Genomic DNA, 17,814 nt, shown 5'->3' with positions numbered 1-17,814 from the left:
CCGACCGCCGCTTCCGGGCCACCCTCACCGGCGGCCGGCTCACCGTCGCCGACGCGCTGGAGGAGGTGCTCTGGCGCGACCCGCCGACGCAGAACACGGGCTCCGGCGGGCCGGCGGCGAGCATGCCCGGCCCGGACGTGGACCCGCTGCCCGGCCCGGACGTGGACCCGAGGGGGTCGGACCCGTGGGGAGAGGACCACCAGCTCGCCCTCCACCTCTGCTACGAGCTCCACGACCGGGGCCTGCCGGGTGTGGACCCCGACTGGGAGTGGGACCCCGCGCTCCTCGCCTTCCGGCGCGAGCTGGAGCAGCCATTCCTCGCCGCCGTGCGGGCGGAGACCGGGCCGGTACGACCGGTCGGCGCGGCGCTGGAGCGGCTGCTGACCGAGCCCGCCGACGGCACCGGCCCGTCACACTTCCTGCTGGCCGAGGGCGAGCGCTGGCAGGCCCGCGAGTACCTGGTGCACCGCTCGGTCTACCACCTCAAGGAGGCCGACCCGCAGATGTGGATGGTCCCCCGGGTGCACGGCCCGGCGCAGGCCGCCCTCATGGCCGTCGCGTACGACGAGTACGGCGCGGGCCGCTCGGACCGGGCGCACGCCCTGCTGTTCGCCCGGATGATGGCGGACCTGGGCCTCGACCCCCGCTACGGGCACTACCTGGACCTCGTCCCGGCGCCCGCGCTGGCGGTGGTCAACCTCATGACGCTGTTCGGCCTGCACCGGGCGCTGCGCGGCGCGGCGGTCGGCCTGTTCGCCGTGGTCGAGGTCACCTCCTCGCCGGGTTCGGCCCGGCTCGCGGCGGCCCTGGAACGGCTCGGCGCGGGGCCGGACGGCACGCTGTTCTACCGCGAGCACATCGAGGCCGACGCCGTCCACGAACAGGTGATGCGGCGCGGCGTCGTGGGTGAGCTGCTCGCCACCGAGGCGGAGCTGGAGCCGGACATCGCGTTCGGCATCGCCGCGACCGAGGTGGTGGACGACCGGTTCGCCGCCCATCTGCTGAAGCACTGGCGGGCCGGGCGCAGTTCGCTGCGCTCACCCCTGCCGGACGGCCCCGGCCACGCCCTGTCCCGTTGAGCCCTGCTCCGGCGGGCCCTGTCCCGCCGCGTCCTGTCCCGCCGTGCCCTGCTCCGGCGGGCCCTGTCCCGCCGCGTCCTGTCCCGCCGTGCCCTGCTCCGCCGCCCGCTGTCCCGCCGCGTCCTGTCCCGCCGTGCCCTGCTCCGCCGCCCGCTGTCCCGCCGTGCCCTGCTCCGCCGCGTCCTGTCCCGCCGCGCGCTGTCCCGCCCGGCTGCGCCGCCGGTGACTGGTGTCGCAGAACGGGTAGCGGCGGCTGCGTCGGCACGCGCACAGCGCCACCACCGGGCGGTCCGAGCGCCGGATCGTCCCGTCCGGCAGCACCACCTCGACCGGCCCCTCGACGAGCACCGGGCCGCCCGGCACGATCGTCACCCTGGTGGCGTCGGTGCCGCACCGCCCACCGCCCGCCGGCTCAGTGCTCCCGGACACCGCGCACCACCACCAGCTCCTCCTCGCGCTCGCCCGGAGCGATCAGTCCGAGCCGCTCGAACAGCGTCGCCCGTGCCGTCATCACCGGCCCGAACGCCTGCCGCCGCCGCGCGGTCGCCGCCACCCGCAAACCGGCCCGCCGCAGTGCGACGAGCGTCTTCGGGACGTTCGCGAGCGAGGACTGGACCACCAGCAGCACGCCCCCCGGGGCGAGCAGCCTCGGTGCCTCCCGGCAGATCCGGTCCAGCACCAGCCGCCCGTCCCGCCCGGCGTCCCAGGCCAGCCCCGCACCCGCACCCGGGGTGTCCGCTGTGGTCCCGGCGGTGTCGGCGGGCACGTACGGCGGGTTGGCGGCGATCAGGTCGAACCATTGCCCGCCCACCGGCTCCAGCAGGTCGCCCTGGCGCAGCCGGACCCGGTGCAGGTGCAGCCGGGTGTTCAGCCAGGCGGCGGCGACGGCACGTCCGGACAGGTCCACGGCGGTGACCCGGGCACCGGTACCGGCGGCGGCCAGGGCCACCGCCCCGGTGCCGGTCCCGAGATCGAGCACCCGGCGGGTGGCGTCCAGCGGCTCGCGGAGCAGGCAGGAGATGAGCAGTTCGGTGTCGCCCTGGGGCGGGTACACGCCCGGCGGTCTGATCAGCAGCATGCCGGGCGGCTGCCCAGTTCGGTGCCGCCCACACAGGGTCGGCGGCCCGAACTCGGGGCGGGGGTGTCGTGGAACCGGGACAGGTTGCCCGGGTCCTACGGAGCCTGGACGTCCGCCGCGGGCGCCTCGGGCTCCTCCTCGTCGTCCGATCCTTCGCCCTTGGCACGGACGTCCGCCGGAGTGGGCGCCACGATGGATCGCTCCTCCGCGGACCGCTCCCGTACCTGCTCGTCGTCCCGCGCGGTGTCGTCGTGGGGGGTGCTCATGGCTCTCTTCTCTCGCTGCGTGGCGTCTCCTGCCGGACCGGAGGAGACCGGAGGCGGCTCTCCCGCCTCCCTGTCCCGGTTTCCGCGGTCGAGTCACCGCGGGAGTGTCGACGGCCGGTGTCTACCAGTAGTGGCGGCGGCCGCCGACCTCGTGGCCGACAGCGCCCATGATCCACAGGACGAGCCCGACGAGGGCCAGGATGAGGCCGATGGTCCACAGGATGGAAATGCCGGTGACGAACCCGATGACGAGGAGGATGACTCCGAGGACGATCACGATGACCTCCGTTTTTGGTCCCCCACGGGATTGATGGCCTTCCGCCGCTGGGGAGGTCACACCGCGTCTTTCCGGTTTTCGGGTCTTCAATCCGACATTGGCGACATGTCGCACCATGGCGTCCCGGGGTGGGGCGCTCAGCGGCCGTACGGGTTCACGTGCGGCCGTGGCCGCACCGGAGACCGGCCGCGCCTCCTGGACCGCGACCCTGGACGCGGCCCGACTGGAGTCCGGCGCGGACGTCGCCGCCGCCACTGCCGACCGACTCCGTCGAGAGGCTGCCCAGCGGCGGGGTCAACAAGCCGGTCCGGCTCCGGCGGTCCGGCACCGGAGCCACCCCGGCTGATGTCGATCGCTGCTGGCAGTCGTCCCTGCGGCGGTTCGACATCGAGCACACGTTTCGCCGGTTCAAGCAGACACTGGGCCGGAGGAAGCCGGGGCTTCGCAGTGCGGAGGCGGCCGACCGGTGGACACGGCTGGTGGTCGTCGCCCACACGCAGCTCCGCCCTGGCCCGCCCACCACGAGAAGGGCACCGAGCCCGGACGATCGGGGCAGGCCGCGGACGGGTCCTGAGCGGCAACTGAAGGCAGGGCCGGTTGAGTCAGGCGCCAGACACGTCAGTCCCGGCAAGTCCGTCATGATGGCCGGACACCGTGAACCACCCGGGCCTCACCTCGGCCAGGAGGTCCTTCAGGTTCTCGACCGCCGCCCGTAGCTCTTCCGCCGTGGGGTCGACAGGCGTAGGCAGGCTTTGTCCGTAGCAACGCAGGCGCCAGAAGTCGAAGGCCTCCGCCCCGTCGACGAAGTCGACGTCGATCCCGCTCGGGCCTGTCATTCGACAACCCGCACCGTGTACCAGGTATGAGTACCTGCCGGCCTCACCGCTGCGGCTGATCTGCCCCGAGCGGGCGAGCACCAGCACGTCAGCCAGCCGCTCCAGCGCAGGGAATGCCTCCCGCATCGCGGTGCCGGCCGCGCCGAGATCGCGGACGAAGGCGAGCACCAAGTCTCGCGATGAGTGTGCTGACGCAGCGTCGCTCCCCAACCTCTGCAACGCATCCTCCGCGGCATCATCACGTGATCAAGGATCGCGATCCTCCCACGGGTGCAGTTCACCGTGCCAGAGCCCACATCACTTGGCCTGCGGGTCAAGCGGCAGGCCACGCCTTGGTCGGTGCGGCCGACCTGGCGGCCTGCTCGATCTTCGCCCAGTGGGCTGTGCGGGCTTGCCGGTCGATCTGCTTCTCGTGTTCGGCGCGCACCCCGGTCCGGCCGTCCAGGCCCTCGCGCAGGATATCGGCGTGGCCAGTGTGCCGGTTGGACTCGCCGAGGACATGGACCATGATGGCGAACAGGTTCGTGTTGGGGCGAGGATCCGGCCACCACGGCACGTGGCCCGGGGCGTCGAGGGGAAGCTCCTTGATCGTCGCGTCCGAGTGTTCCCACGTCCGCAGGTAGAACCCGATGATCTGATCGCGGGTCTCGTCCTCGGTCGCCCACAGATCGCTGCCGTCGGAGTCCTGCCACCGGGGCAGCGGTTCCGGGGAAGGCCGGTCGAAGACCTCGCCGAAGTACCTGGCCTCGACGGTGGCCACGTGTTTGACCAGGCCGAGGAGGTTGGTCCCGGTCGCTGTCAAAGGTCGGCGGGCGTCGTATTCGGACAAGCCGTCGAGTTTCCAGAGCAGCGCCTTGCGGTCCCGCCGCAGTCTCCCGTGCAGGTTGTCCTTCGCGAAGTCATCGATCATGCGCCATGAGCCTGCCACGGGCTGCTCGTGGTCTCAAGATCCCGTACGCGGTCCGCACCGGCCGGCAGAGCCGGGGACCGGCCGCGGCCGCCGCCCTGACCTGCCACCGGAAGCTGGCGCAACGTGCCGGGTGAGACAGCCTCTCAGCTGCTGTCATCCGGCGGGACGGGCCGCTTTCGGGCGGGTCGCGGGTCCGCCTCGCCGCGCCCTGCGGCCACTTCGAACGATCGGCACGAGGCGACGGCGGGGGTGGCGGGGAGCAGCTCCCCGCCACCCCCGCCGTCAGGGTTCGCGCTTCCAGAGCCCCCGGTCGGCGAGGATCGGCAGCACGTTCTCGCCGACCCAGTACGCCTCCTCCAGGTGCGGGGCGCCGGAGAGGATGAACTCGTCGATGCCCAGCCGGTGGTACTCCTCGATCCGGTCGGCCACCTCGGTGTGGTCGCCGACCAGGGCGGTGCCCGCGCCGCCGCGTACCAGGCCGATCCCGGCCCAGAGGTTGGGCGAGATCTCCAGCCGGTCGGTCGAGCCGCCGTGCAGCAGGCGCATCCGCCGCTGCCCCTCGGACTCGCTGCGGGCCAGCGCCTGCTGGGTGCCGGCGATCCGCGCCGGGTCCATGCCGGCGAGCAGCCGTCCGGCCTCCGCCCACGCCGCCTCCGGGGTGTCCCGGGTGATGACGTGCAGCCGGATGCCGAACCGCGGGCTGCGGCCGTGGCGGGCGGCGAGTTCGCGGACGTGCCGGACCTTCTCCGCCACCATGGCGGGCGGTTCGCCCCAGGTGAGGTAGACGTCGGCGTGCCGGGCGGCGACCTCGGCGGCCTCGGGCGAGGAACCGCCGAAGTACACCTCGGGCACCGGTGCGGGCAGCCGGGTCAACCGGGCGCCCTCGACCCGCAGATGGGCGCCCCGGTGGTCGACCTGTTCACCGCGCCACAGCCGGCCGGTGATGTCCAGGAACTCCCCGGTGCGGGCGTAGCGGCCGGCCTTGTCGAGGAAGTCCCCGTACGCGCGCTGCTCGGCCGACTCCCCGCCGGTGACGACGTTGAGCAGCAGCCGACCGCCCGACTGGTTCTGGTAGCTCGTGGCCATCTGGGCGGCCAGCGTGGGGCTGAGCTGGCCGGGCCGGAAGGCCACCAGGTACTTGAGCCGCTCGGTGACCCGGGTGAGCATCGCGGTGGTCAGCCAGGCGTCCTCGCACCAGGCGCCGGTCGGGGTCAGCGCCCCGGTGAAGCCCAACTGCTCGGCGGTGCGCGCGATCTGGCCCAGGTAGGCGATGCTCGGCGGCCGGTCGGACCCGGCCGTGCCGGGCGTCGAGCCGTGGCCGCCGCCGACGACGTGCCGGCTGTCCCCGGTGGTCGGCAGGAACCAGTGGGCGGTCAGCGCCATGGCGGCTCAGCCCTCCCGTGCCGGGGCGAACCCGCCGTAGCCGCCGTCGTGGTGGACCAGCGGCGGGCCGCCGGCGGTGTCGACGTCCAGCACCTCGCCGACGACCAGCAGGTGGTCGCCGACCGGCTGGAGCAGGAACGGACGGGCGGTCAGCCGGGCGGCGGCGCCCGCGAGGACGGGTGTGCCGTACGGACCGGTGTGCCAGTCCGTGCCGGCGAACCGGTCGATCCCGCTGCGGGCGAACCGGTTCGCCAGCTCCTGCTGGTCGTCGCGCAGGAGGTGCACGGTGTAGGCCTCGGCGTCCCGCACCGCGGGTGCGGCGGAGGCGGTGGCCGACAGGTAGAAGGACACCAGGGCGGGCTCCAGGCTCACCGAGGTGAACGAGGTGGCGGTGAAGCCGGCGTGGCCGCCGGGGCCCGCCACGGTGATCACCGTGACGCCGGCCGCGTGCCGGCGCAGGGCGCTGCGGAGCAGGTCGGCGGCGCGGGGGCCGGCGAGTGCGGGCCGCTCGTCGAGGGTGGTCATGCCCGGTCTCCTTCCAGGGCGGGCGGGCCGGGGGTGGGCCCGCCCGCGAAGCGGTCGTCGGTGCGGATCTGGGCGGGCAGGTGCGGGCCGCCGCGCAGTCGCTCCAGCCACTGGACGACGGCGGCGGCGACGCTGCGGTGGGCGGCGTCGTTGAGCGCGTCGTGCCGGCCGTCGGCGACCAGGACGAGTTCGGCCGCGAGCCGCCCGGCGAAACGCCGCGCGGTGGCGGTCGGCGACACCGGGTCGGCGGCGCCGTGCACCACGAGGGCCGGTACGCCGGGGGCGGCGTTCTCGGCGGCCTCGGCGAGAGCGGCGGGCACGTCCTCGCCGAGCGCGCCGGGCCGGAAGTCCGGGTCGGCGGCCAGCAGGCCCCGGTGCGCCGGGCAGGACGTCCGGGCGTCGAGCTCGTCGGTCCAGGCGTCGTCGGCGGACCCGGCGACGGGTGCCGTGGGCAGGCCGACGAGCAGCAGCCCGTCGGGGGCGGCGTGGCGGGCGGCGGCCAGGGCGAGCAGGGCGCCGGTGTCGGAGCCGGCCAGGACCACGGGGGTGCCGGGTGGCGCGGTGTCGCGGGCCTCGGCGACCGGGCCGGCCAGGTCCGGCAGGCCGGCCCCGGCAGCGGGCGAGGCCTGGCCGGCGGGGGCGACCTGGCCGGCGGGGGAAACCTGGCCGCCGGGGACGACCTGGCCGGCGGGGGCGATCCGGGCAGCGGGGGCGACCCGGGCGACGACGCGGTAGCCGTCGAAGGCCAGCCGCCGGCCGAAGCGGGTGTACACGCCCGGGTGCTCGCCCCGGCCGGGCAGCAGCAGGACGGTGCCGCGCACGGTGACCCCGGCGGCGGGCTCCCAGACCACGGCGGACGGGCCGGCGTCCACGACCGGGTCGGGCGCAGGGACAGCGGCAGGGGCAGCGGCAGGGGCAGCGGCGAGGACAGGGGCGGGGGCAGGGGCGGGGCTGGTGGCGGCGGTGGTCATCGGGCCGCACCGGCCACCGCGACGGCGGCCTGCTCGGCCCGCTCCGCCTCGGCGGCCCGGGCCGCGCGGGCGTCGCGGCGGGCGACCTCCTGGCGCACCAGCGGGATGAGCTCCTTGCCGTAGTCGAGCGCGTCGTCCAGCGGGTCGTAGCCGCGGATCAGCAGCGTGGTGGCGCCGAGGTCGACGTAGTCCAGCAGGGCCTGGGCGACCGTCTCCGGCGTGCCGACCAGGGCGGTCGAGTTCCCGGCGGCGCCGGTCGCCGCGGCGGGGGCCGTCCACAGCGCGCGGTCGTGCCGGTCGCCCTTGGCGGCGGCGGCCAGCAGCCGCTGGGAGCCGACGTTCTGCGGGGTGGCGCCGGGCCCGGTCGGCAGGATCCGACGGCGCCCGCCGAAGACGTCGCCGCGCTCCTTGATGGTGGCCAGGATGCGGTGGGCGCGGTCCCAGGCCTCCTCCTCGGTGCGGCCGAGGATCGGGCGGAAGGAGACGCTGATCCCCTGGACGTCGGTGCGGCCCGCGGCGGTGGCGGCGGCGCGGACGGAGGCGATCTGCTGGGCGGTCTCGGCCAGCGGCTCGCCCCACAGCGCGAAGGTGTCGGCGTGCTTGCCGCCGACCCGGTAGGCGGCCTCGGAGGAGCCGCCGAAGAACAGCGGGATGCGCGGCTGCTGCGCGGGCAGGACCTCGGACTTGAAGGCGGCGAGGCGGTAGTACGGGCCCTCGTGGTCGAACGGGCTCTCGGCCGTCCACGCCTTGGTGAGCACGGTCAGGTAGTCGTCGGTGCGGGCGTAGCGCTCGTCCTTGGTCAGGTAGTCGCCGTCGCGGCGCTGCTCGGCGTCGTGGCCGCCGGTGATGATGTGGACGGCGACCCGGCCGCCGGAGAACTGGTCCAGGGTCGCGAAGGTGCGGGCGGCGACCGTCGGCGCGATGAAGCCGGGGCGGTGCGCGATCAGCAGGCCCAGCCGCTCGGTGTTGGCGGCGGCGAACGCGGCGACCTGGTTGGGGTCGGGGCTGGCGGAGGAGTGCGCGACCAGGATCCGGTCGAAGCCGGCCTCCTCGTGGGCCCGGGCGAAGCGGCGGGTGTAGTCGGGGTCGACCACCGGGCCGTACGCGGCGCGGGTCTCGGAGACGTCGTGGGTGGAGATCATGCCGATGAACTCGACGGGCATGGCGAGGTGCCTTTCTTGGCAAGGGGGTTGGGAGGAACGCCGGGGCGGCGTGAGTGGTGGGTCAGGAGGTTCGGGGGAGCGGGTCGGGAGAGCGGCGGGAGTGGTGCTCAGGAGGTACGGCGGTTCGGGAAGCGGCTCAGGAGAGCGGCGGGCGGTGCAGGGCGGCTCGGCCCCGGGCGAGCAGGACGGTGTCGTCCTGCGGGGTGTGCACCCGGCTGCACAGCACGTCGCGCAGGTGCCGCTGGAGCGGGTGGTGCCGGGTCAGACCGTGGTTGCCGACCAGCCCCACGGCCCGCTGGACGGAGTCGACGGCGGCGCGCGTGCCGAGCAGCTTCGCGCCGGGTGCCTCCTCGGCGGCCTGCGGGTCGCCCGCGTCGGCGGCCGCGGCCAGCGCGGCGACCAGCCGCTCGGCGCCGCCGAGTTCGATGTCGATCAGGCCGAGTTCGCTCTGGAACCGGGGCAGGCTCGCCAGCGGCGCGCCCAGGGCGCTCGGGGTCCGCTCGTGCAGGAAGCCGGTGAGCCAGGCCTGCGCCGCGCGGGCGACGCCGAGGTAGAGGGCGGTCAGGCCGAGCGAGTTCCAGGCGCCGCCGAGTACGTCCCGCCCGGCGTCCGGCGCGGGTGCGGCCAGCCGGGCGGTGTGGTCGAGCGGGACCCGTACCGCGTCCAGCAGCACGTCGTCGCTGCGACTGGCCCGCAGACCCAGGTGGTCCCAGGTCGGTTCGACGGTGATGCCGGGCAGGTCGCCGCGGACCAGGAACGAGCCGACCCGGGGCTCGGGTTCGTCGGTGCGGGCCCACACCAGCAGCCAGCGCAGCGCGGGGGCGCCGGTGGAGTAGATCTTGCGCCCGGTCAGCTCCCAGGCGTCGCCCCGCCGCCGCGCCACGGTCGCGGGCAGCCCGCCGCGCACGGGGGTGCCGAGCTCGGGCTCCACCCGGACGTGGTTGACCAGGGTCGGGCGCTCGGCGGACTCGGCGAGCAGCTGTGCCAGCGGGCCGGCCGGCCAGTGGGCCTCGCGCGCCTCGGCCGCGTGGACGAACAGGGTCATCGCGGTCACCAGGGCGACCGCCGGGTCGCCCTCCCCGAGGGCGCGCAGGATCCGTACCGTGTCGGCGAGGCCGCGGCCGGGGCCGCCGTGCCGTTCGGCGACGGTCGCGGTGAGCAGGCCCGCCCGGTGGACGAGCGCGACCCCCTCGGCGGGGAAGGTGGCGTCCCGGTCGTGCTCGGCGGCGCGTGCCGCGAGGGCGGCGGTCAGGGCGGGCAGGCCGTCGAGGTCGGGCGGCGGGGGAGCGGGCCGGGCGGCGGTGGTCGGTGCCTGGGTCATCGGGCGTGCTCCGTAGGGGTGCTGACGGTCGTGACGGCGGGCGCCGGGTGCGGTAGGCGGGCCCGCCAGTCGGGGCTGTGGTGGCAGGCGGCGGCGTGCGCGGGGCCGGCGGCGGCGGTCGGGGCGAGCTCCGGGCGCACCGCGCACGCCGCGTCCGCGAACGGGCACCGGTGCGCGAACCCGCAGCCCCCGCCGGGGACGGCGGACCGGGCGGGGGTCCGCAGCAGCCGCAGTTCGGCCCGCCGCGCGGGGTCCGGGCTCGGCGCCGAGGCGGCCAGCAGCGCGCTGTACGGGTGCAGCGGACTGTCCAGCACCGCCTCCGCCGGGCCCTGTTCGACGATCCGGCCCCGGTAGAGCACGGCGATCCGGTCGGCGATGCCGGCCAGCGAGTCGAGGTCGTGCGAGATCACCACCACGGCCAGGCCCAGGTCACGGCGGAGCCGGTCGAGCAGGCGCAGCACGTGGTTGCGGTTGGAGGCGTCCAGGGCGCTGACCGGTTCGTCGGCCAGGAGCAGCCGGGGCCGTCCGACGATCGCGCGGGCCAGGGCAACGCGCTGGCGCTGGCCGCCGGAGAGCGCGCCGGGGGTGCGGTCGGCGAGGGCCGGGTCCAGGCCGACCCGGTCGAGCGCCTCCCGCACCCGGGGGCCGCGTTCGGCGCGGGGCACGCCCGCCACCGCGAGTGGTTCGCCGACCAGGCGGGCGACCGTCAGGTCGGGGTCGAGGGAGCGCAGCGGGTCCTGGAACATGTACTGGACGGTCCCGGCGCGGCGGGCCGCCCGCAGGGCCCGGCCGCGCAGGGCGGTGCGGTCGGCGCCGGCCACCGTGATCCGGCCGGCGGCGACGGGCGCGAGCCCGGCCACGGCCCGGGCCAGGGTGGTCTTCCCGGAGCCGGTCTCGCCGATGATGCCCAGGATCTCGCCGGAGCGCGCCTCCAGGTCGACCCCGGTCAGGACGGGGGTGCGGCCGTAGCTGACCTCCAGGCCCTCGACCCGCAGGGTGGCGGCTCCGACGGCGGGCGCCGGCCCGGCCGGGGCCGCCGGGAGCGTCGAGGCGGTGGCGGTGCTCATACCGGGACCTCCGTTCGTTCGAGGGCGTTCGTCGGTTCGAGGACGCCGGTGAGGGACAGCTCTCCGGCGCGCAGGCAGCGCACCGCCCGGCCGTCGGCCCCGGGGACCGGCGTGAGCGGGACGCCCTGCTCGGTGCAGGCCGCGGTGGCGTACTCGCAGCGCGGGGCGAAGCGGCAGCCGGGGCCGGCGGCGCCGGGTTCGGGCGGCCGGCCGGGGATGACGGCGAGCTCCCGGCGGCTGCGCCGGCCCAGCGAGGCGACCCGCAGCAGCGCTTCGGTGTACGGGTGGGCGGGGGAGGCGACCACATCCGCGGTGCGGCCCTCCTCGACGATCTCGCCGGCGTAGAGGACGAGGACCCGGTCGCACACCTCGGCGACCACCGCCAGGTCGTGGCTGACCAGCAGCAGGGCCAGCCCGTGCCGTTCCCGCAGCTCGCCCAGCAGGTCCAGCACCTCGGCCTGGACGACGGTGTCCAGGGCGGTGGTGGCCTCGTCGGCGACCAGCAGCTGCGGGTCGCCGGAGATCGCGACGGCGATCAGGACGCGCTGGAGCATGCCGCCGGAGAGCTCGTGCGGGTAGCTGTCGTGGACCCGCTCCGGGTCGTGCAGGCCGACGGCCGCGAAGAGCTCCAGCGTCCGCCGGCGGGCCCCGGCCCGGGTGAGCCCGCGGCGGCGCAGCGGCTCGCCGAGCTGGCGCCCGACGGTGAGGGTGGGGTTGAGGTACGAGCCCGGGTCCTGGAACACGGCGCCGAGCCGGGTGCCGCGCACCTGCTGCCACTGGCGGTCGGTCAGGGCGGTGAGGTCCGCGGGCTCGTGGTCCGTCGGGCCGGCGTCCGTCGTGCCGCCCGTGATGCCGCCTGTGATGCCGCCGCCCGTCGGGCCGCCGCCCGTCGGGCCGTCGCCCGTCGTGCCGCCGAGGACGATCCGTCCGGCGGCGACGGAGACCCCGGGCGCGGGCAGGCCGAGCACCGAGCGGCAGGTGAGCGTCTTGCCGCTGCCGGACTCGCCGACCAGCCCGACGGCTTCGCCGGGGAGCACCTCGAAGGAGACGTCGCGGACGGCCTCGGTGCGGCCGTGGCCGACGGTCACGTGCAGGCCCTCGACCCGCAGGGTGGCGGTGCGCGCGGGACGGCCCCGGGCCGGTCCGGCGGCGGTGGGTTCAGGCGGGGTGTGGGACATGGTCGTGCTCCTTCCGGTCCGGTCCGGTGGCGGCGGGCTCCGGTGCGTCCTGGGTCCGGGCCCGGGCCCCGCCGGCGTCCGCCGCGGCCCGCTTCGCCCCCGCCCGCCGCGTGCGGGCGGTGGCGGGGGCGCCGGTGCGGTCGCCGTCGGCGAGGACGTCGGCGAGCAGGTTCAGCGCCCCGACGGTGAGCATGATCAGCAGGGCCGGCGGGAGCGGCGCCCACGGCTGCTGGGCCAGGAAGCCGAGGTCGCTGGCGAGCATGCCGCCCCAGGTCGGGGCCGGCGGCTGGACGCCGATCCCGAGGAAGGTGAGGGAGGAGACCGTCAGCAGGCCGGTGGCCAGCGCGTGTGCGGTGGTGACGGCGACGGTCGGCAGCACCTTGCGCCAGATGTGCACCCGCAGGATCCAGGCCCGGGAGGCGCCCATCAGCTCGGCGGCCTCGACGTACTGGGCGCGGTCCAGCCCGAGCGCGGCGGCCCGGGTGACGCGGAAGAACAGCGGCGAGAGCAGCACGCCGAGCGCCAGCATCGCCTGGTGGAGCCCGTTGCCGAGCAGGCCGACGGCGGCGATCGCGAAGAGCGTGAACGGCAGCGTCATCAGGGAGTCCACGGCGCGCAGCGCCAGCCAGGACCCGGCCGATCCGAACCGCACCGACAGCAGGCCGGGGACGACCCCGAGCAGGGCGGCGACGGCCACCGCCTCGACGGCGGCGAGCACGGAGAGCCCGGTGCCGGCCAGCAGCCGGCTCAGTACGTCGCGTCCCAGGTAGTCGGTGCCCAGCAGGTGGTCCGCGCCGGGGGCGCCCAGGATGTGGGCGGTGTCCTGGGCGAGCGGGTCCGTCGGGGCGATCCACCCGCCGAACAGGGCCAGCAGCAGGACGACGGCCAGCACGGCCTGCGCGGCGCGGGCGACGGGCACCCGCAGGGCGGTGCGCAGCGGGTTCACCGGGCCCCTCCCGTCGCCGGCCCGGCCGTCGGTCCGCTTGCCGCCGTCGGTCCGGTCGCCGTTGCCGGTCCGCTCGCCGCCGCCGCTACCGCGCGCCCGCCCGGCCGAGGCCCGCGGCGGGCCGCCGGGTTGAGCGCGAAGAGCAGGGCGTCGACGGCCAGGTTGGCCACGAGGACCACCGCGACGGTGACCAGCAGGGTGCCCTGGATCACCGGCACGTCGTGCTGTTCGGCGGCGCGCAGGGAGAGTTGGGCGATCCCCGGCAGGTTGAAGATCCGTTCGGTGACCACGGCGCCGCCGATCAGGACGGGCACGCTCATGCCGAGGACGGTGACGGCCGGGCCGGCGGCGTTGCGCAGCGCGTGGCCGAACAGCACCCGGCGGCCGGACAGTCCGCGCATCAGGGCGCCGGTCGCGTAGTTCCGGCGCAGCTCCGCGACCAGTGAGGTCCGCAGCTGGCGGGCGATGCCGGCGGCGGCGTCCAGGCTGAGGGCCAGCGCGGGCAGCAGGGCGAACCGCAGCCACTCGCCGGGCTGCTGGGAGAACGGCACGTACCCGCCGGAGGGCAGCAGCCGCAGCTGGACGGCGACCAGGGTGATCAGGCCGATCGCGATCACGAAGGCGGGCAGGGTGCCGAGGAGGGTGCAGACGGCGGTGACCGCGCGGTCCAGCCGGCCGCCGTTGCTCAGCGCCGCCGCGATGCCGGCCGCGCCGCCGAGCAGGACGGCCAGCAGCAGCGCCAGGCCGGCGATGGAGAGGTCGACCGGGAGCGCGGTGGCGATCGAGTCGGCGACCGGCACGGTGGTGAACCAGGAGATCCCGAGGTCGCCGCCGGCCGCGTGGACCAGCCAGTCGCCGTACTGCGCGGGCAGCGGCCGGTCCAGGCCGAACTCGTGGTCCAGCCGGGCGATGTCGGCCGCGGTGGCGGTCTCGCCGAGGACGGCGGCGGCCGGGTTGGCGTCCGAGACGGCGCCCAGGCCGAAGGTGAGCAGCGAGGAGAGCAGGAAGACGGTGGTGGTGCCCGCGAGCACCCGTCCCAGTGAGCGCGGGGCGCGCGCCGCCCGGCGGGCGAGCGGGCCCGCCCGCCGGGCCCCCGGGTGCGGCAGGACGGCGCTCACGACGCGCTCACCCCCTCGAACCGCTGCACCACCGTGAAGGCGGGGATCGGCGAGACGGACTTCCGCCGCGCCAGCAGCCGGGGGACGCTGTAGAGGAAGGTGTTGGGCATCGTGCGCACCGCGAGCGCGGTCGCTGCCTGGAGCGCCTTCGGGTACTCCGGCGAGTCCAGCGGGGTGCGCGAGACCTGCTCGACGGCGGCCGCCAGCTCCGGCGGGGTGCGCCGGCCCGGGTTCATCAGGCCCTGCTCGCCGAACAGCACCTGGAAGGCCTGCGCCGCGGAGTCGCGGCCCGCGAACTGGTCGGTGAACAGGGCCTTGGCGTGCTGGATGTAGACGATCTGGGTGGCCTGCGCCGCCGGGACCACGTCGATGGTGGCCCGGATGCCGACCTCCTTCAGCTGGGCCTGCAGCTGCTCGGGCAGCCCCTGGGCGGCCGTGGTGGTCAGGGTGAGGTCGACCCCGTCGGGGTGGCCGGCCTCGGTGAGCAGCGCCCGTGCCTTCACCGGGTCGTACCGGAAGAGGTCGGCCGAGGCGGGGTCGTGGCCGACGTAACCCTTGGGGAAGGGCTGGTAGTTGACCTCGCCGTAGCCGAAGAGCTGCGTCTTCACCAGGGCCTCGCGGTCGATCGCGAACTTCAGTGCCTCGACCACCTTGGGGTTGTCGAACGGCGCCTTCTCGACGTTGACGTCCAGCACCGCCACCACCAGCGACGGGATCACCTGCACCTCCAGGCCCGCCGCCTTGGCCGCGGCCACCTGGCTGCCGGGGATCTGGGCCACGTCGAACTGCCCGGACTGCAGCCCGGCCACCACGGTGGCGGCGTCCGGCAGCGGGTAGACCTCGAAGTTCTCCAGCTTGATCGCGGTCGCGTCCCAGTAGCCGGGGTTGCGCCGCAGGACGGCCTTGGCGTTCTGGGTGTAGGAGGTGAGGGTGAACGGCCCGGCGCCGGCGGGCCGGGTGGCCAGCCCGGCGGCGTCCGACTCGAAGGCCTTCGGGTTGACGATCATGCCGGTCTTGCCGGCGAGCAGGTTGGGGATCTGGTAGTCGGGGCGGGAGAGCTGGAGCACCACGGTCCGCGCGTCGGGTGCCGACACCTCGCGGACGCCGGTGAGTTGCGGGGCGACCAGCGACTTGGCCTCGGTGCGCCCGCGGTCCAGGCTCTTCTTGACGGCCGCGGCGTCCAGCGGGCTGCCGTCGGAGAACATCAGCCCGGGGCGCAGGGTGAAGGTGACCGAGCTGCCGTCGGCGCTGAACGTCCAGGCGGTGGCGAGGGCCGGGACGGCGCTGCCCTGCTCGTCGAGCTTGGTGAGGCCCGCGTAGACCAGCGACAGCGCGTGGACGTCCCAGCCGGCCGAGGAGAACACCGGGTCCCATGAAGTCGGCAGCGCCCAGCCCCACTTGAGGGTGCCGCCGCCGGTGCCGCCGCCCGTACCGGCCTGCCCGGGGGCGCCGCACGCGGCGAGGGCGAGGGAGGCGCCGAGGCCGAGGCCGAGACCGAGCAGGGAGCGTCTGCCGAGCTGCGGGCGGTCGGTGGAGGAGCTGGTCATGGCGGTTGGTCACCTTTCGGAGGGTGCGCGGCGACGCCGGGCGGCGGGCACGGGGAGCGGGCGCGTGGCGGACACCGGCGGGGGCGGCCGGCGGCAGGGGGAGTACGGCGGGTACGGGGAACGGCGAGTACGGGGACGCGGGGCGCGAGGCGCGGTGGTGGACGGCGCGTCCCGCGCCCGGCCGGCCGGGGCCGGGCGTTGCGTGAGGGGGCGGAGCCGGGTGCGGACGGGCCCGTCGGCGGGCCCTGCGGGCCGGGGCGGCGGTGCGTGGGCGGTCGCCGGGGACCGGGGTTGGGGTGGCGGCGGGCCGGGCCCAGGGCCGCTCGGGGGCCGAGAGCCGGAGGCCCTCGCTCAGGCCCCGTACGGGCGGTCCGGCCGGGCGGGCCGAGGTCCGGCGGTGCGGTGGCCGCCGGGTCCGGACGCGGTCAACAACAGAGGGCGCTGCTGGTGCGTCGGTGACTCGTCCAGCGGCGCACCGGGAGGGGGTGCGTGGAGGTCATGGCCTCATCCTGGCCAGGTCAGCGGCCTGCTGTCAATGGACACCAAAAGGTGTCTCTTTGCCGCGGGGGGTGCTGCAACACTTCCTCAACACGCCGTTCACGCCGACCGGTTGCGACGCCCACGGAGCGCCGTTGCGCCACCCGGCCCGGGCCCGCCGACGGCCCGCGGGGTGGCGGCGTGTGACGTCTTCGCCTCTCGCGGCGGTGCGTCCCGGCAGGCGGAACGCGTTCATCCGGCCTCGGCCGTCGCCGGCCGCTCCGGTGGCGGTCGTCAGCCGCCGCCGGGGGACCGGGACGCTGCCGTGAACGCCGGGCCGGAGCGCTCCTCCGGGTGGAGCAGGACGTCGCCGTTCGCGGTCGGCACGCGCAGGGCGCCGGCCGGCGGCCCGCCGGTCGCACCCGCCAGCTCGGGCCCCGTCAGGCTCCGGTACCGCTCCAGCAGCTCCCCGACCGTGGGAGCGCGCCCCGGCGCCGGCAGCGGTTCGGGGGAGACCGCCGCCAGCGCGTCCCGGTACTCGCGCGCCGTCCGCCACCCCGGGACCACCCGCCGCCCGCGCGGCCCGGTGAACACCAGCGTCGGCAGCGCGTACCGGTGGCCGCCGTCCTCGGTCTCCTTCGCCGCCCCCGGGTGCGGCCCGTCCCCGCGCAGCCCGATCACCTCCGGCAGCGGCCGCCGGGCCTCGGCCCGGTCGCGGCTCACCCGCTCGCGGACGGCCGCGGAGGCCAGATCGGCCCGCAGCCGCACCTCGTCGAGCCCCGGCACCCCCGCCACCGCCGCGAGCACCCGCTCCGGGGTGTCGGCGGGCTCGCCGAGGACGAAGACGCTCTCCCGCAGTCGGCGCAGCACCCGCTCGGCGACCAGCGGGCCCTGCGCCTCGGCCGCTGCCGCCGCCAGCGAGGACGGCCGGCTGCTCGCCGCCACCCAGCCCAGCCGGGCGGCCCGCGGCGCACCCGCGCGGTCGGTGATCTGCTCCACGTACCGCGCGTACCAGGCCGTCTCGGCGGCGGGATCCGGCGCGGGCTCCTCGTCGTCGTCGAACAGGATGCCGAAGACCCGCCGGTGCCGGCAGTGCCCGTCCGACTCCCGCAGCAGGGCGCGCAGCCTCGGCTCGGCCGCCCAGGACCACGGGCACATCGGGTCGGTGTACTCCACGACCTCCACCGCGCCCGCGGTCCCCGCCCCGGGCCCGCTCCCGGCCGCCGCGCCCGCGCTCACGCCGTCGCCACCCGGTCGCCGGACCGCACCAGCCGGGCGACGGTCGTCCCCGAGAGGATCTCCACCGCGCGCTCCTCGACGCTGCGCCAGACCGACGGCAGGGCGTGCGCGGGGCCCGGGTAGTCGAGTGCGGTCAACGGCTCGCCGCGCAGGGTGATCACCTCGCCGTCCACCGCGCGGACCACGTCCAGCAGGGTGATCTCCTCGGCCGGCCGGCCGAGCCAGTAGCCGCCCTCGCAGCCGCGCTGGCTGCGGACCAGCCCGGCCCTCCGCAGTTCGCCCACCACGGACTTGAGGAAGCGGAACGGGATACCCTGGGAGGCGGCGATGGCCTCACAGGTGAGTGGGCGCGAGGTGTCGCAGGCGAGCTCGACCAGAGCCCGGGCGGCGTAGTCGGCCTTGGCGGAGATGTGCATGCACCCGAGTATCCCCC

General features: G+C 76.1%; 18 protein-coding genes and 1 pseudogene. 1 reads left to right on the top strand and 18 read right to left on the bottom strand.

Annotation, left to right across the window (positions count from 1 at the left end):
• Window positions 1-1,079 (top strand): iron-containing redox enzyme family protein (locus ACWDRR_RS39185; protein ID WP_449777066.1); only part of this gene is annotated, 1,079 nt, incomplete at its 5' end.
• A gap of 207 nt (window positions 1,080-1,286) precedes the next feature.
• Here the strand turns inward: ACWDRR_RS39185 and ACWDRR_RS39180 are convergent.
• From ACWDRR_RS39180 to ACWDRR_RS39095, 18 genes and pseudogenes are all read right to left on the bottom strand, one after another.
• Window positions 1,287-1,451, bottom strand: a pseudogene (locus ACWDRR_RS39180) (CDGSH iron-sulfur domain-containing protein); the annotation flags it as partial.
• Between the two features lie 40 nt (window positions 1,452-1,491).
• Complete coding sequence (locus tag ACWDRR_RS39175; RefSeq protein WP_449777065.1) at window positions 1,492-2,157, bottom strand: HemK2/MTQ2 family protein methyltransferase; 666 nt, start codon at window positions 2,155-2,157, stop codon at window positions 1,492-1,494.
• 95 nt (window positions 2,158-2,252) lie between these two features.
• Window positions 2,253-2,423 (bottom strand): hypothetical protein, encoded by a 171-nt coding sequence (locus ACWDRR_RS39170; protein WP_449777064.1) that lies wholly within the window; start codon window positions 2,421-2,423, stop codon window positions 2,253-2,255.
• A gap of 121 nt (window positions 2,424-2,544) precedes the next feature.
• Window positions 2,545-2,700, bottom strand: coding sequence for a DUF6131 family protein (locus ACWDRR_RS39165; protein WP_449777063.1), 156 nt, complete (start codon window positions 2,698-2,700; stop codon window positions 2,545-2,547).
• A gap of 602 nt (window positions 2,701-3,302) precedes the next feature.
• Window positions 3,303-3,704, bottom strand: a complete 402-nt coding sequence (locus ACWDRR_RS39160; protein ID WP_449777067.1) for a DUF6896 domain-containing protein — start codon at window positions 3,702-3,704, stop codon at window positions 3,303-3,305.
• 145 nt (window positions 3,705-3,849) lie between these two features.
• Complete coding sequence (locus tag ACWDRR_RS39155; RefSeq protein ID WP_449777062.1) at window positions 3,850-4,446, bottom strand: DinB family protein; 597 nt, start codon at window positions 4,444-4,446, stop codon at window positions 3,850-3,852.
• Between the two features lie 282 nt (window positions 4,447-4,728).
• A complete protein-coding gene (locus ACWDRR_RS39150) occupies window positions 4,729-5,829 on the bottom strand; it encodes an LLM class flavin-dependent oxidoreductase (RefSeq protein WP_449777061.1) in 1,101 nt (366 codons plus the stop codon).
• 6 nt (window positions 5,830-5,835) lie between these two features.
• On the bottom strand, window positions 5,836-6,354 hold the full coding sequence (locus ACWDRR_RS39145; RefSeq protein WP_449777060.1) for a flavin reductase family protein: 519 nt from the start codon (window positions 6,352-6,354) through the stop codon (window positions 5,836-5,838).
• Complete coding sequence (locus ACWDRR_RS39140; protein WP_449777059.1) at window positions 6,351-7,325, bottom strand: alpha/beta hydrolase; 975 nt, start codon at window positions 7,323-7,325, stop codon at window positions 6,351-6,353. The genes ACWDRR_RS39145 and ACWDRR_RS39140 overlap by 4 nt, the downstream gene beginning before the upstream one ends.
• The gene (locus ACWDRR_RS39135) at window positions 7,322-8,488 is read right to left on the bottom strand and encodes an LLM class flavin-dependent oxidoreductase (RefSeq protein WP_449777058.1); all 1,167 of its coding nucleotides are present in this window, start codon (window positions 8,486-8,488) and stop codon (window positions 7,322-7,324) included. The genes ACWDRR_RS39140 and ACWDRR_RS39135 overlap by 4 nt, the downstream gene beginning before the upstream one ends.
• Window positions 8,489-8,624: 136 nt before the next feature.
• Window positions 8,625-9,809 carry an acyl-CoA dehydrogenase family protein gene (locus ACWDRR_RS39130; RefSeq protein WP_449777057.1) on the bottom strand — a complete coding sequence of 395 codons (1,185 nt, stop codon included), beginning with the start codon at window positions 9,807-9,809 and terminating at the stop codon, window positions 8,625-8,627.
• On the bottom strand, window positions 9,806-10,876 hold the full coding sequence (locus tag ACWDRR_RS39125) for an ABC transporter ATP-binding protein (protein WP_449777056.1): 1,071 nt from the start codon (window positions 10,874-10,876) through the stop codon (window positions 9,806-9,808). The genes ACWDRR_RS39130 and ACWDRR_RS39125 overlap by 4 nt, the downstream gene beginning before the upstream one ends.
• Window positions 10,873-12,054 (bottom strand): ABC transporter ATP-binding protein, encoded by a 1,182-nt coding sequence (locus ACWDRR_RS39120; protein WP_449777055.1) that lies wholly within the window; start codon window positions 12,052-12,054, stop codon window positions 10,873-10,875. Before ACWDRR_RS39120 ends, ACWDRR_RS39125 begins: the two co-directional genes overlap by 4 nt.
• A complete protein-coding gene (locus ACWDRR_RS39115; protein WP_449777054.1) occupies window positions 12,035-13,000 on the bottom strand; it encodes an ABC transporter permease in 966 nt (321 codons plus the stop codon). Before ACWDRR_RS39115 ends, ACWDRR_RS39120 begins: the two co-directional genes overlap by 20 nt.
• The gene (locus ACWDRR_RS39110; RefSeq protein ID WP_449777053.1) at window positions 12,997-14,118 is read right to left on the bottom strand and encodes an ABC transporter permease; all 1,122 of its coding nucleotides are present in this window, start codon (window positions 14,116-14,118) and stop codon (window positions 12,997-12,999) included. Before ACWDRR_RS39110 ends, ACWDRR_RS39115 begins: the two co-directional genes overlap by 4 nt.
• Entirely contained in the window at window positions 14,115-15,665 is a 1,551-nt protein-coding gene (locus tag ACWDRR_RS39105; RefSeq protein WP_449777052.1) for an ABC transporter substrate-binding protein, read from the bottom strand. Before ACWDRR_RS39105 ends, ACWDRR_RS39110 begins: the two co-directional genes overlap by 4 nt.
• 771 nt (window positions 15,666-16,436) lie before the next feature.
• Window positions 16,437-17,318 (bottom strand): DsbA family oxidoreductase, encoded by an 882-nt coding sequence (locus tag ACWDRR_RS39100; RefSeq protein WP_449777051.1) that lies wholly within the window; start codon window positions 17,316-17,318, stop codon window positions 16,437-16,439.
• Window positions 17,319-17,377: 59 nt separating this feature from the next.
• Window positions 17,378-17,797, bottom strand: coding sequence for an RrF2 family transcriptional regulator (locus ACWDRR_RS39095; protein WP_449777050.1), 420 nt, complete (start codon window positions 17,795-17,797; stop codon window positions 17,378-17,380).
• Between the last annotated feature and the right edge of the window lie 17 nt (window positions 17,798-17,814).

It is taken from the genome of Kitasatospora sp. NPDC003701, assembly GCF_053587085.1.
Note: the sequence above shows the minus strand (reverse complement) of the source record. Positions and strands in the feature narration are given on the sequence as shown.

What these genes read in the sequence shown, in the direction of transcription:
- ACWDRR_RS39155 (WP_449777062.1), bottom strand. Translation starts at nt 4,446, where the DNA reads ATGATCGATGACTTCGCGAAGGACAACCTGCACGGGAGACTGCGGCGG.
- ACWDRR_RS39135 (WP_449777058.1), bottom strand. Translation starts at nt 8,488, where the DNA reads ATGCCCGTCGAGTTCATCGGCATGATCTCCACCCACGACGTCTCCGAG.
- ACWDRR_RS39145 (WP_449777060.1), bottom strand. Translation starts at nt 6,354, where the DNA reads ATGACCACCCTCGACGAGCGGCCCGCACTCGCCGGCCCCCGCGCCGCC.
- ACWDRR_RS39105 (WP_449777052.1), bottom strand. Translation starts at nt 15,665, where the DNA reads ATGACCAGCTCCTCCACCGACCGCCCGCAGCTCGGCAGACGCTCCCTG.
- ACWDRR_RS39125 (WP_449777056.1), bottom strand. Translation starts at nt 10,876, where the DNA reads ATGAGCACCGCCACCGCCTCGACGCTCCCGGCGGCCCCGGCCGGGCCG.
- ACWDRR_RS39095 (WP_449777050.1), bottom strand. Translation starts at nt 17,797, where the DNA reads ATGCACATCTCCGCCAAGGCCGACTACGCCGCCCGGGCTCTGGTCGAG.
- ACWDRR_RS39140 (WP_449777059.1), bottom strand. Translation starts at nt 7,325, where the DNA reads ATGACCACCGCCGCCACCAGCCCCGCCCCTGCCCCCGCCCCTGTCCTC.
- ACWDRR_RS39175 (WP_449777065.1), bottom strand. Translation starts at nt 2,157, where the DNA reads ATGCTGCTGATCAGACCGCCGGGCGTGTACCCGCCCCAGGGCGACACC.
- ACWDRR_RS39130 (WP_449777057.1), bottom strand. Translation starts at nt 9,809, where the DNA reads ATGACCCAGGCACCGACCACCGCCGCCCGGCCCGCTCCCCCGCCGCCC.
- ACWDRR_RS39150 (WP_449777061.1), bottom strand. Translation starts at nt 5,829, where the DNA reads ATGGCGCTGACCGCCCACTGGTTCCTGCCGACCACCGGGGACAGCCGG.
- ACWDRR_RS39120 (WP_449777055.1), bottom strand. Translation starts at nt 12,054, where the DNA reads ATGTCCCACACCCCGCCTGAACCCACCGCCGCCGGACCGGCCCGGGGC.
- ACWDRR_RS39170 (WP_449777064.1), bottom strand. Translation starts at nt 2,423, where the DNA reads ATGAGCACCCCCCACGACGACACCGCGCGGGACGACGAGCAGGTACGG.